Below are 12,377 nucleotides of genomic sequence, written 5' to 3'. Positions count from 1 at the left end.
CCGCTGGCCGGCACCCCGAGACAGGGGTGCCGGCCAGCGGCGTCTCTGGGTCCGGAGACCCGTCACCCTTGCTCCCGGCCGGCACACCACCGGACGATCGCCCGGGTCACCGCCGGGTCGACCGGCTCGCGGACCTCCCGCCGGTACGCCCCGAGCGACGGCGGTCCAGGCTGGCGGCGCAGCACGTGCGTGACGTCGGGCAGCACGTGGGTCTCCACGGGGCCGCCCGCGCTGGCTGCGATGAGCGGCAGGTCCTGGGGATCGGTCTGCAGGTCCTTGCTGCCGGTGAGGGCGAGGATCGGCGCCCGCACGCGGGCGAGGTCGTGCCGCGGGTCGTAGCGCAGGAACTCCCGCATCCACTTCGCGTTGAGCCGCTGCCCACCGATCCACGCCACGTCCTCGGTGCTGGCCAGGATCTTCTGGTGGTTGCGGGCCACCTTCGCCACCAGGTCGGTACGGGTCAGGCGAAGCAGCAGGCGTACCGGGGCCGGCAGGGTGGGCAACAGCCGGGCGGCCTGCCACCGCAGCACCTCGGCGCCGGGCCGGCCGGTGCCGGCGAGCAGGACCAGCCCGGCCACCGGGACGCCGCGGCCGGCGACGGCGGTCGCGGTCAGCGCCCCCTCGCTGTGCCCGACGAGGAACAGCTTCCCGGCGTCCACCTCGGCCGTCGCGCCGAGCGCCGCGAGCGCCGCCTGCGCGTCGTCGACGTTGTCGTGGAAACCGGTACGCAGGAAGCGGCCGGAACTGGCCCCCAGGTGCCGACCTTGCGCCGCCCCGGAACGCCCAGCCCCGGGGCCCGCATGCCGCGCGTGGCATGCAGGCCGTCCGGCTCGACGGTCACCGCGCGGACGGCGTCGCGCGGAAAGGACAGGTCGCCCCGCAGGGCCCAGAGCTTCTCCGCGGGGGTCAGCCGCACCCGGATCCGGTCGTTGTCGAACGCGATGGTGGCCATGCAGGGCTCCTCGGGAATCGCTATACTCTCACTGGCGAGAACGTTATCACCGGCGATAATGAAAGTGAGGGTGGGTGTGGCGGTCGACACCGCGGAGCTGCTCCTGCACCCGGTCCGGTTGCGGATCGTCCAGGCGTTCCTGGGCGGCCGTACGCTGACCACCGCCGACCTGCGCGCGGAGCTGCCCGAGGTCCCCCCGGCGACGCTGTACCGGCAGGTCGCCACGCTGGCCGAGCACGGTGTCCTGCGTACGACGGGGGAGCGGCGGGTTCGGGGCGCGGTCGAGCGCAGCTACCGGCTGGACGAGACGGCGGCGTCGGTGGACGCGGACACGGCCCGGGCGATGAGCCCGGAGCAGCATCGGCGGGCCCTTCTCACCTTCGTCGCGGGCCTGCTCGCCGACTTCGACCGTTACCTCGACGCCGGCGGCGGTGACCTGGGCCGTGACGTGGCGGGCTACCGGCAGAACGCCTTCCACGCCACGGACGCGGAGGCGGCGGAGTTCGTCACCCGGTTCCGCGCCCTGTTCGCCGAGTACGCGGCGCTCGGCCCGGGTCCCGGCCGGACCCGCCGGCTGCTCACCACGGTCCTGCTGCCGGCCCCCGCGGCGCGGGGCGAGGACCCGGCTCAGGAGGCGTCGGACCGGGAGTGACCGGCGACGATGTCGACCATGGCGGCAGCGAGCGCCACCGCGATGATCCCGGTGGCCAGCAGCAGCGAGTGCCGGAACGCGGCGGCCCAGTCGCCGCGGGAACTGGCCAGCGTCGAGAAGAACAGCGCGCCGACCCCGGCGATGCCCGCGGCGGAGCCGATCCGCTGTCCGGTCTGGAGCATGCCCGCCCCGCTGCCGGCCTGCGGCACCGGCACCTCCGACAGGGTGAGGGTCTGGTTCGGCGCGATGACCAGGCCGCTGCCGATCCCGGCGATCAGCAGCGGCACCGCGGTGCGCAACGGCACCGAGCCGTGCGGTGTGCCGTGCAGCACCAGGTCCGTCGCGACCAGGCCGATCGCCACCACGAGCAGCCCGATGGCGACCAGCGGCCGGCCGTACCGGGTGACCACCCGGCCGCCCAGCGCCGAGGCGGCCGCCGAGCCGAGCGCGAACGGCGTGATCGCCAGACCGGCGACCAGCGCGCTGTAACCCAGACCGATCTGCAGGTAGAGCGTGAAGATGAAGAAGATCGCCGTGAAGCCGGCGAAGTAGACCAGGCCGATCAGGGTGCCGAGGGTGTACGAGCGCAGCCCGAACAGCCGCAGGTCGAACAGGGGCGGGTGGCGGCGGGCGTAGTGCCGCTCCCAGAGCCCGAAGACGAGCAGGAAGAGCAGCCCGGCCGGGATGAGGGTCCACTTCGCCGGGCCGTGCCACTGCTGCCGCTGCACCAGGGGCAGCAGCACCAGGGTCACCCCGACGCCGAGCAGCAGCACCCCGAGCGGGTCGAGGCGATGCCGGTCCGGCTGCCCGGTGGGGCCGGTCGGCAGCAGCCGCCAGCCCAGCAGGACGGCGACGATGCCGACCGGGATGTTCACGAAGAACACCCACCGCCAGCCGTGCTGCTCGCCGCCGAGCTGGATGAGCAGCCCGCCGAGCAGCGGGCCGACTGCGGTGGAGATGCCGATGGTGGCACCCAGCAGCCCGAACGCGCGGCCCCGCTCGGCGCCCCGGAACAGCTGCTGGATCATGCCGCTCACCTGGGGGTTGACCACGCCGGCGGCGGCGCCCTGGACGAGTCGGGCGGCGATCAGCCACTCCGGCGAACGGGCCAGCCCGGCGATGGTGCTGGTCAGCGTGAACAGGGCCACCCCGACCACGAAAGCGGTCCGGCGGCCGCGGGCGTCGCCGAACCGTCCGGCCGGCACCAGCACCAGGCCGAACGTGAGCGCGTACCCGGACAGCACCCACTGCAGGTCGCTGGGGGTGGCGTGGATGGCCCGGTCGATCGACGGGACGGCGACGTTGACGATGCTGACGTCCAGCAGGGTCATGAACGCGGCGACCAGACCGACGCCGAGCGCCTGCCAACGCCGCCGGTCGTCGTACCCGGCGGCGTGCTGCGCCGGCGGCGACGACCGGTCTGCGCTCATGGTGCCCCCTGAAGACCGTCGATCACGCATCCCCGATCGCTACCCGGCCCTCCGTGGGGCAAACGGTCGATATCACGCCATCTGGCGCGCGCACCACCGCGGACCGAAGTCCAGCCCCGCCAGCGGGGAGTCCTCCCGGTGCAGCAGCCCCCGCTCGGTGAGCAGGTGCAGCGGCTCGCGCAGCTCCTCCTCGGTCATCCCCGTCTCCTGGGCGATCAGGTCAGGGTAGGGGACGTGCCCCCGCACCTCCAGCGCGGTCACCGCCTGGTACACCCGTTCCTCGACCTCAGACAGCTGTACCTGCTGCATCTTTCCTCCTCGGCGTGATCCGCCCGACCGGCGGGCGGTCTGCGCCCGGCGCTTACCCCTCCGCCGTCCGATGATGCCCACCCGATCGGGGTCTCCCGCCGGCGCGTGCGGGGCCCTGCCGCCGTACCGTGCCCTAGGCTGCACCGGTGATCATCTGGGATCTCGTCGTGGTCGGCGGTGGACCCGCCGGCCTCTCCGCCGCCCACGCCGCGGCCCGTGCCGGCGTCCGCACGCTGGTGATCGAGCGGGCCACCCATCCCCGCTACAAGACCTGTGGCGGCGGCCTGATCGGGATCTCCCTGGCCGAGATCGCCGACCGGATCGAGGTGCCCGCCCACGACCGGGTCCACCGGGTGACCGTCACCCGGGACGGGCGACGCGAGTTCACCCGCCGGCACTCCGCGCCGCTGCTCGCCATGGTCCGCCGGGAGGAGTTCGACGACCGGCTCCGGGCGGCCGCGGTCGCCGCCGGGGCCGAGGTCCGCGAGGGGGTCGCGGTCCGCGCCGTCGAGCAGGACCCCGACGAGGTACGCCTGCGGTTGGCCGACGGCGAGGTGGTCCGCGCCCGCACGGTCGTCGGCGCCGACGGCTCCTCCGGGATCACCGCCCGGCACGTCGGCGTGGCGTTCCGCCAGGTCGACCTGGGGCTGGAGCTGGAACTGCCGGTCCCGCCCGCCGAGCAGGAGCGCTGGCGCGGCCGGCTGCTGCTGGACTGGGGGCCGGTCCCCGGGTCGTACGGCTGGGTCTTCCCGAAGGGGGACCGGCTCACCGTCGGCGTGATCGCCACCCGGGGTGAGGGTGAGCGGACCCGGGCCTACCTGCGCGATTTCGTGGCCCGGCTGGGCCTGTCCGGGGTGACCCCGGAGCACGACTCCGGCCACCTGACCCGCTGCCGGGCGGCGGACTCACCGCTGCGTCACGGGCGGGTGCTGGTCGCCGGCGACGCGGCGGGGCTGCTGGAACCGTGGACCCGGGAGGGGATCAGCTACGCCCTGCGCTCCGGCCGGCTGGCCGGCGAGGCCGTCGCGGGCGGCGACCTGGACGCGTACCCGCGCGAGATCGACCGCCGGCTGGTGCCGGAGATGCGGGCGGGGCGCCGGCTGCTGGAGGTCTTCGAGCGGCGGCCCGACGTGTTCCACGCGCTGCTCGCCACCCCACCCGGCTGGCGGATGTTCGTCCGCTTCTGCCAGGGCCGGACCAGCTTCGAGGAGACCCTCGGCCGGCGCCCGGTCCGGGCCGGACTCGCCCTGCTGGACCGGCTCCCGCCGCGGCGTGGTGCGGCCGCCGCCTGAGCCGGGTGGTCAGGGCACGATGACCGCCCGGCCGTGGATCTCCCCCCGGCGCAGCGCCTCGTACGCCTCGGGCGCCTGGGCCAGCGGGAAGGTCTGCACATCGGCCTGGAGCTGCCCGAGCCGGGCTAGGGCGATGACCTCCTGGAGTTCCGCCCGGGTGCCCCAGAACGGCACCTGGACGCCGGTCTCCAGCGGCAGGGGCGGCGGCTCGTCGGCGACCGGGCGCACCGGCAGCGTGCCGCCGGCCAGGCCCACCAGCAGCAGCTGACCGCCGGTGGCGACCACCTGCCGCGCGGTGTCCAGGGTGGGTTGCGCCCCGACGAAGTCGAGCACCACGTCCGCCCCGTCCGGCGGCGGGCCGACGATCGCCCGGATCTTGTCGACGCTGTCCGGGCCGGCCTGCACCACGTCGTGGGCACCCATCCGGCTGGCCAGGTCGAGGGCGGCCACGCTGGTGTCCACCGCGACGATCCGCACCGCGGTGGTGGCCACCAGGATCTGCACGGCCATGTGACCCAGCCCGCCGATACCGATCACCACGCAGGTCGTGCCGGGCCGCAGCCGTTCCCGGGCCAGCTCGACGGCGTGGTACGGGGTCAGCCCCGCGTCGGTCAGCGGCGCCGCCTGGGTCAGGTCCATGTCGCCCAGGTGCAGCAGCCGGGACGCCGGCACCACCACGTGCTCGGCCAGCCCACCGTCGCGGCTGAGCCCGACACCGCCGACGGGGACGACCCGGCACTGGTTCTCCAGGCCGCGCAGGCAGGCCCGGCAGCGGCCGCAGCCGATGATCCCGTACACCGCGGCCCGGTCCCCGGCCGACCAGCCGGTCACCCCTGGGCCGACCCCGTCGACCGTGCCGGCGATCTCGTGCCCGAGGGTCATCGGGGTGGGGTAGAGCCCCGGTGGGGAGTCGAGGATGTGCAGGTCGGAGTGGCAGGCGCCGACCGCCCCCACGCGCAGCAGCACCTCGCCCGGGCCCGCCGTCGGAGTGGGCACGTCCACCTGCTCGAGCACTCCGGGAGCGGTCATCCGCACCGCGCGCATCGTCGTCCTCCACCTCATCGCCGGCAGTCGTCGGGGCGGCTTACCCCTGCCGTCCCGGTTGATGCGGACGGTGGACCGGCGGACGCACAATGCGGTCATGAGCGAGCCGAGCGAGTCGTTCACCGACGAGGAGTACGCGTTCCTGCGGCACGCACGCTTCGGCGAACTGCCGCCCCGGGTCCGTCCGGAGGACCGGACGGAGTCGACGGAGACCGAGCCTCGCCGGGACCGGCCGGAGCCGGCCGTGGGCCAGTACGAGCAGGACCTGCGGGCGGGCGGCTGACGGGCCCCGGACAGGCGGCGGGCCCCGGGTGCGTCACCCGGGGCCCGCCGTCAGGTGCCACGGATCAGAAGACCGGCACGCCCTCGCGGACCAGCTTCCAGTTCGGCACGTAGAAGTCGGCCGGGTCGATGACGCCCTTGGCCTGCGCCCAGTCGATCAGCAGCTGGCGGATCTCCTGCTGCTGGTTGTAGACCTGGGTCTTCACGATGCCGGGGAAGTTGCCGCCACCGCTGCGCCGGTAGTTGTTCACCGCGATGACGAACTGGGCGTCCGCGGCCACCGGGGTGTCGGTGCCCGGCAGGACCAGGCGGGTGATCCGCTGGCCGACCGGCTTCGAGATGTCGATGTCGTAGTCGACACCCGAGATCACGTCGTAGTTGTAGTCCGGCACGGCCGGGTCGCTGATGGTGTCCGGGTTGACGGCGGCGCCGACCGGCAGCGTCAGGAAGTACTTCGCCGAGTACTCCAGGTACGCCTTCACCTCGGCACCGGTCAGCACGACCGCCTCCAGGGTGTTGTCGTACACGTAGAGGCCGGCGACGTCGCGGATCCGCACGTCACCCTGGGGGAAGATCGCGCTGCGGCTGAACGGCGCCGCGATCGACAGCACCGGCAGGCCGGCGTACGCGGTGCCGGTGAGGGCGGCGGTGACCACCTCGGTCTGGACCTGGTTGATGAAGTCCAGGATCGGGGTGTCCTTGTAGCGCGACTCGGCGGCGGACAGCTCCACGCTGGACTGCGCCACGACCTTGTTGACGTAGTCGACGGTCTTGGTGTGCTGGCCACGCACGGCCGCAAGGACCGCCGGGTCCTCGACCACGGTGTTGGTGTTCAGCATGGTGGCGGACTTGCTGACCACCGTCCACCGGCCCTTGACCTTCTGGACGGTGAAGTCCATCCGGGTCAGGCGCTGGCCCCACTTCGACGGCTCCGAGGTCAGCACCTGCTCGCCGGTCTCGAGGTTGGTGACGAACTTCTGCGGCACCTCGTTGTGGGCGTGTCCGAAGAGGATCGCGTCGATGCCCGGCACCTGCTGCGCGATGAGCGCGACCGGGTTCTCGTTCGGCAGCTCCGGGCCGTAGCTGGAGGTGCCGCTGTCGCCGCCGTGGGCCGAGATGATGACCAGGTCGGCGCCGCGCTCCCGCATGATCGGCACCCACTTGGCGGCGGTGGCGATCATGTCGGCGAAGACCAGCTTGCCCTCGACGTTGGCCTTGTCCCAGATGGCCACACCCGGGTTGGTCAGGCCGAGGATGCCGACGTTGATGGTCGGGGAGTCGTCGCCGCCGAGCGAGACCTTCTTGATCACGTACGGCAGGAAGGCCGGCTTGCCGGTGGCCTCGTTGATGGCGTTCGCGGCCAGGGCCGGGAAGCCGAGCTGGCCGATCCACTGGGCCAGCAGCGGCAGGCCATAGTTGAACTCGTGGTTGCCCAGCGTGACCGCGTCGTACTTCAGGACGTTCATGGCATTCGCCATCGGGTGCGTCTCACCGGTGACGGTGATCGGCTCCTGCTTGGCGTAGTAGGTGGCCAGCGGGGTGCCCTGGATGGTGTCCCCGGCGTCCAGCACCAGCGTCGGCTTGACGCCGCGCTCGGCCCGGATCTGGTTGACCAGGGTGGCCAGCTTCGCGACGCCGACGTCGTTGTGCTTGCTGTCGTCGTACTCGGCGTCCTTGTAGTAGTCCCAGTTGTAGACGTTGCCGTGGGTGTCCGACGTGCCCAGGACGGTCAGATCCCAGGTCTTCGGGCCCTTGCCCTCGGCGGCGCGGGCGGGAGCGCCGGCGAGCAGGGGAGCGGTCGCGGCGGCGGCCGCGACGGCCAGCACCTGGCGGCGCGTGGCGCCGGAGGAGGAGGTCATTCGGTGCCTTTCCATGGGGGTGGACGCGCCTCGTGGGCGCCGTTGCGCACCATAACGACCGGCTGTCACTCATGCCACATCGCCCCGAGGTGTTTCACCACACCAGCGTCACCGGCCGTCATCGCGTAACACCACGGTCACCCACCGGTCGTTTCCGTCCCCGGTCGCGGGGTAGGGCGGAAACGGAACGGACCGGACCGGACCGCAGGCACGAGGGAGACCCGGTGAGCGAGGACCAGTACACCCAGCAGAACCCCACCGAACAGTACGGCCAGCAGCAGGGCCAACCGGCCCAGCAGCAGTCCGCGCCCGGGACCGAGCAGCAGATGGGCCCGAAGCCGGACCACGGCGAGCAGTCGTACCGGGGCAGCGACCGTCTCTCCGGCAAGCGCGCGCTGATCACCGGCGGTGACTCCGGGATCGGCCGGGCCGTCGCCATCGCCTTCGCCCGGGAGGGCGCCGACGTGCTGATCTCCTACCTCGGCGATGAGGAGGAGGCCGACGCCCGCGACACCGTGCGCCTGGTCGAGGCGGCCGGCCGCAAGGGCGCGGCGATCCGGTGCGACGTACGGGAGGAGGCGAACTGCCGGAACCTGGTCGACCGGACCCTGTCCGAGCTGGGCGGCATCGACATCCTGGTGAACAACGCCGCCTTCCAGATGTCCCAGGACAAGGGCCTCCACGACATCACCACCGAGCAGTTCGACCGGGTCTTCAAGACCAACGTTTACGCCATGTTCTGGCTCTGCAAGATGGCCGTGCCGCACATGCCCGAGGGGTCCGCGATCATCAACACCTCCTCGATCCAGGCGTTCAACCCGTCGCCGCAGTTGCTCGACTACGCCACCACCAAGGCAGCCATCGCCAACTTCACCAAGGCGCTCGCGTTGAACCTGGCCGACCAGGGCATCCGGGTGAACGCGGTGGCGCCCGGACCAATCTGGACCCCGCTGATCCCGGCCACCATGCCGCAGGAGAAGGTCAAGCAGTTCGGCACCGAGACTCCGCTGGGCCGCCCCGGCCAGCCCGCCGAGCTGGCCCCGGCGTACGTCTTCTTCGCCTCCCAGGAGTCCAGCTACGTCACCGGCGAGATCCTCGGCGTCACCGGCGGCAAGCTGACGAGGTGAGCACGCCCGGCCCTGCCCGGCGGGCCGGGCGTTGCGCCTGCGCTGCGCGGGCGGCCCGGTCCGGGCGCGACTTCGGTGGCCGGGCCGGGGCGAACCGGGGCGGGTGCGCGGCTGCGCGCCGCCTCGGCCTGCGGCGATCAGCGCGGCCAGACCGACATGCGCCGGCGTACCTCGGCGATCTGCGCCGCGTCCAGGCCGTACCGGGTGAACCGGCGGTCCGGCACCCGGTCCAGGTAACGCCCCGCCGCCCGGACGTCCTCGTGGTCCAGTGCCGGGTCCACCTGGCGGGCCAGCTCCAGCAGCTCCGCCACCTCGTACCGGTCCAGGGCGGCGGACACGTCGATGTAGTCGCGCACCTCCCGCCGGTTGACCAGCGCGGCGGTCTTGTTGGCGATCAGGTCGCGGACGTCCATCACCGGGCCGAGGTCCATCACCACCGGGCTGCGGTACCGGTCGAGCCGGGCCAGGCTGAGCCGGATCTGCCGGCCGTCCCGGCTCACCACGAAGTCCCGCATGTCCCGGTCGAACCCGTCGAACAGCTCACCGAGGTCGCTGTCCGGGTCCGCGTCCACCACCCGGTACCCGGCCTGCTCCAACGCGGCCCGGACCCCGGCCGCCGCCGCGGCGGCCGCCCCCTCCACGTCGGCGAAGAGGTCCACGTCCTCGGTGGGGCGGACGACCAGGCCGTGCGCGGCCCAGGCCACCCCGCCGCCCAGCACGAACCGGTGCGGGCCGGCGGCGGCCAGCGCCACCCGGGCCACGTCCCGGTAGAAGTCGTGCAGATGGCTCACGCGGTACGCAGGCCCCGGTGCCGGCTCTCCCACGCCAGGCGTACGCCCCGGGGCAGGTTCAGCCGCCGCCACACCCGGCGCAGCGTGCGCCCGTTGATCAGGGCCCGCAGGTCGTCGACGCGGGTCGTCTCGCGCAGCACGTTCTCGTACATCCAGAGCAGGTCGTCCGGGTCCGCCAGGTCGAAGGTGCGCTCGCGGCTCCACATCAGGCGTACCGGCAGCTCGACGACGCCCCGGGTGGGGCCGGCGAGTTCCGCCAGGGTACGAGCCACCACGGCGGGACGCCCGGGGCGGGCGAGGTACGCGCTGGTGACGGCCGGCATGGTGTCAGGGTAGCGCCTGTCCGTCGCTTTGCCGCCGCGCGATTCGTCGGTTGTCGCCCTTGTCGGTTGTCGCCCTTGTCGGGTGCCGTAGCTTTCGGTCCGTGGTGGTTGCGGTTTCGGGTGTGGCCGCTCCTTGCCTGCCGGCTCACGGTTCGTCGTGGTTGCGGTTTCGGGTGTGGCCCGCCGTGCCCGGCTCCGGGCGGTCAGGCTTGATCCCTGCGCCGGTCACGGCGGGCCACACCCGCGTCGTGGTCGGCCGCCGTCCCGGTGTGCGGCCTGCGTGGCCCGGGTCTGGTGTACGTCGGGCCGTGCGGCTCCGCCCGTCCGCGAGATCGACTCGGGTTGCGGCATGTCGTCCGTGTCCGGGCTGTCGGACAGGCCGCCGTGCGGCGTCGTGTCGAGTGGATCAAGGCAGCTGTGGTCCAACCGCTAGCGAGTTGTGCGCGCGTTGTCCGGTTGTCGCATCACGTCGCCACGTCGGCTCGATGGGTGGAACGTCATGGAGGTCTCCGGGCTCCGGTGACGTCCATGGTGTTCCACTGACCGCCCCGGCGCTGGGCTGACGGCGCTGGGTGGTGGGCTGACCGCGCCGGGTGGTGGCCTGGTGGCGGGTGGGTGGTGTGTCCGGTTTCGGGGTGTGGTCGGCGGCATCCCGGGGCCGGAATGGTGGGCGGCCGGGGGTCGTTGAACACGGGTGAACGGCCGAGGAAGACCGCCCCCGCACGGCGGGGTGACGGACCCGGAATGATGCTGGGTCGCCGGTCGTTACACATGGTCCCGGCGCCGCGAAGAGGCCAAGCCCCGCGAGCCGGATGACCCCCGAGACTTTCCCCCCTTTTTGAGCGCCTGACGGTGCTTGCGCACACCGCGAAGCCGACCCCCATCGGCGCGTGTGTGCGCCAACCCCCAAACGGAGCTTTCCCATGAACACGATCATTCGTAAGAGCGTTCTTGGTATTGCTGGTCTGGCCTTCGCCGGTGGTGTGTTCGCCGGTCCGATCGCCGCTCACGCCGACGCCCGCCCCGTCGAGGGCAAGCCGGTCACCGCGGTGGCCGTGCAGGCCGACAAGCCTGGCGTCGACAAGGCGAAGCTGATCCCGCACGGTGTGCAGGGCGCGCAGTCGCGGATCGACCTGAACAACGAGCAGGTCGCGAACGCGAAGGCGATCATCGCCGCGACGAAGAAGGCCGGTCTGCCCGAGCGGGCCGCGGTGATCTCGATCGCCACCAGCCTGCAGGAGTCGAAGCTGGAGAACCTGGGCCACCTCGGCGACCGTAATGACCACGACTCGCTGGGCCTGTTCCAGCAGCGCCCGAGCTCGGGTTGGGGCACGCCGGAGCAGATCACCGACCCCGAGTACGCGACCCTGGCGTTCGAGAAGGGTCTGAAGCAGGTCGACGGGTGGCAGGACATGCCGCTGACCGAGGCCGCCCAGACCGTGCAGGTCTCCGCGTACCCGGACGCCTACGCCCAGTGGGAGCAGCAGGCCGCCGACATCGTCGCCCAGCACTGGAACAGCTGAGCCCACAACGCTGACCAGCTGACCCCACAGAAGAGCTAACGCCGCTGGCCGGCACCCCGAGAGACAGGGGGTGCCGGCCAGCGGCGTCTTCGCAGCCAGACGTACCCGAGCGGAACGGTGACGCCCGGACGGACCACGCCCACGACGAGGCTGGGGGCGAGGGTGACCGGCGTAGGGATCAAGCCTGACCGCCCGGAGCCGATCACCCTCGCCCCCCAGCCCACCAGCGCAACCACGCCGGAGCCAGCCGACCGGCCAAGAGCCCAGCCGCCCACCCCGGAGCCCAGCCGATCAGACCCGGGACCCCGGAAACAGCCGGTGACCGCCGTCACGGAAACCAGCGGAAGAACCGCCGGGCCCGTACCGTTGTGCAGAGCGTCGGTGTGTCCAGTGTCCCCGGGCCTCACCTAAATTGCCTTCGCGGAATACCGTCCGGCTGGAGCCGCGTCGCGCCACTCGCCGAGAGGCGACCTGCACACCGACGCCCAGCAGCGCCCGGCCATCCGGCCGGGGCGCCGCTGTTTTCCGCGTACCCCGTCCGGCCGGACCGGCGGGGGCGACCGTCGCCGCGACGGCGCGCCGACGTGCGAACGTGGGACCTGATCCTCCACTCGGCTCGCGGGCACGCGGCGGCTGGCCTAATGTTCAGAAGGTCAGCTTCCGTCGGCGGGGAGGGGGTGTTCCGGGATGGGTGTGCTGACCTTCATCCAGGGCTGGCCGGTGTATCGGCAGCTCACCGGGACTGACCCGCTCGGTCGGGGTGCGGCGGCGCAGTCGGCCCGTTCGGCCGCGC

General features: G+C 72.7%; 12 protein-coding genes and 1 pseudogene. 5 read left to right on the top strand and 8 right to left on the bottom strand.

The features are described from left to right. Positions 1-62: 62 nt before the first annotated feature. Positions 63-692: pseudogene (locus ACGFI9_RS25855) on the bottom strand (alpha/beta fold hydrolase); the annotation flags it as partial. After that, a complete protein-coding gene (locus ACGFI9_RS25850) occupies positions 611-952 on the bottom strand; it encodes a hypothetical protein (RefSeq protein WP_393181771.1) in 342 nt (113 codons plus the stop codon). The pseudogene ACGFI9_RS25855 and the gene ACGFI9_RS25850, both read right to left, overlap by 82 nt. A gap of 58 nt (positions 953-1,010) precedes the next feature. On the opposite strand from ACGFI9_RS25850, the gene ACGFI9_RS25845 reads away from it, so the two are divergent. Then, positions 1,011-1,604 (top strand): helix-turn-helix domain-containing protein, encoded by a 594-nt coding sequence (locus ACGFI9_RS25845; RefSeq protein ID WP_393181769.1) that lies wholly within the window; start codon positions 1,011-1,013, stop codon positions 1,602-1,604. Here ACGFI9_RS25845 and ACGFI9_RS25840 read toward each other — a convergent pair. Both ACGFI9_RS25840 and ACGFI9_RS25835 read right to left on the bottom strand, forming a co-directional pair. Beyond that, positions 1,580-3,034 carry an MFS transporter gene (locus tag ACGFI9_RS25840; protein ID WP_393181768.1) on the bottom strand — a complete coding sequence of 485 codons (1,455 nt, stop codon included), beginning with the start codon at positions 3,032-3,034 and terminating at the stop codon, positions 1,580-1,582. The two genes, ACGFI9_RS25845 and ACGFI9_RS25840, sit on opposite strands and share 25 nt — an antisense overlap. A gap of 72 nt (positions 3,035-3,106) precedes the next feature. Then, on the bottom strand, positions 3,107-3,343 hold the full coding sequence (locus ACGFI9_RS25835) for a hypothetical protein (RefSeq protein ID WP_393181767.1): 237 nt from the start codon (positions 3,341-3,343) through the stop codon (positions 3,107-3,109). Positions 3,344-3,489: 146 nt separating this feature from the next. Between ACGFI9_RS25835 and ACGFI9_RS25830 the strand changes: the two genes are divergently transcribed. Beyond that, a complete protein-coding gene (locus ACGFI9_RS25830) occupies positions 3,490-4,635 on the top strand; it encodes a geranylgeranyl reductase family protein (protein ID WP_393181765.1) in 1,146 nt (381 codons plus the stop codon). Between the two features lie 9 nt (positions 4,636-4,644). On the opposite strand, the gene ACGFI9_RS25825 is transcribed toward ACGFI9_RS25830, so the two are convergent. Further along, entirely contained in the window at positions 4,645-5,664 is a 1,020-nt protein-coding gene (locus ACGFI9_RS25825) for an NAD(P)-dependent alcohol dehydrogenase (protein WP_393181763.1), read from the bottom strand. 112 nt (positions 5,665-5,776) lie between these two features. Here ACGFI9_RS25825 and ACGFI9_RS25820 point away from each other — a divergent pair, with 112 nt between their 5' ends. Next, positions 5,777-5,962, top strand: coding sequence for a hypothetical protein (locus ACGFI9_RS25820; RefSeq protein ID WP_393181762.1), 186 nt, complete (start codon positions 5,777-5,779; stop codon positions 5,960-5,962). Positions 5,963-6,026: 64 nt separating this feature from the next. On the opposite strand, the gene ACGFI9_RS25815 is transcribed toward ACGFI9_RS25820, so the two are convergent. After that, the gene (locus ACGFI9_RS25815; RefSeq protein ID WP_393181760.1) at positions 6,027-7,820 is read right to left on the bottom strand and encodes a bifunctional metallophosphatase/5'-nucleotidase; all 1,794 of its coding nucleotides are present in this window, start codon (positions 7,818-7,820) and stop codon (positions 6,027-6,029) included. 224 nt (positions 7,821-8,044) lie between these two features. On the opposite strand from ACGFI9_RS25815, the gene ACGFI9_RS25810 reads away from it, so the two are divergent. Next, positions 8,045-8,947, top strand: a complete 903-nt coding sequence (locus tag ACGFI9_RS25810; RefSeq protein WP_393181758.1) for an SDR family oxidoreductase — start codon at positions 8,045-8,047, stop codon at positions 8,945-8,947. A gap of 137 nt (positions 8,948-9,084) precedes the next feature. Here the strand turns inward: ACGFI9_RS25810 and ACGFI9_RS25805 are convergent, their stop codons facing one another. Both ACGFI9_RS25805 and ACGFI9_RS25800 read right to left on the bottom strand, forming a co-directional pair. After that, positions 9,085-9,738 carry a nucleotidyl transferase AbiEii/AbiGii toxin family protein gene (locus tag ACGFI9_RS25805; protein ID WP_393181756.1) on the bottom strand — a complete coding sequence of 218 codons (654 nt, stop codon included), beginning with the start codon at positions 9,736-9,738 and terminating at the stop codon, positions 9,085-9,087. Next, positions 9,735-10,061 (bottom strand): hypothetical protein, encoded by a 327-nt coding sequence (locus tag ACGFI9_RS25800; protein ID WP_393181755.1) that lies wholly within the window; start codon positions 10,059-10,061, stop codon positions 9,735-9,737. Before ACGFI9_RS25800 ends, ACGFI9_RS25805 begins: the two co-directional genes overlap by 4 nt. 923 nt (positions 10,062-10,984) lie before the next feature. Between ACGFI9_RS25800 and ACGFI9_RS25795 the strand changes: the two genes are divergently transcribed. Further along, a complete protein-coding gene (locus ACGFI9_RS25795; RefSeq protein WP_393181753.1) occupies positions 10,985-11,584 on the top strand; it encodes a hypothetical protein in 600 nt (199 codons plus the stop codon). Positions 11,585-12,377 lie beyond the last annotated feature (793 nt).

The organism is Micromonospora sp. NPDC048930 (assembly GCF_043197935.1).
Lineage (GTDB): Bacteria > Actinomycetota > Actinomycetes > Mycobacteriales > Micromonosporaceae > Micromonospora.
The sequence above is the reverse complement of the archived record's forward strand: the minus strand, read 5'-3'. Positions and strand labels throughout refer to the sequence as shown.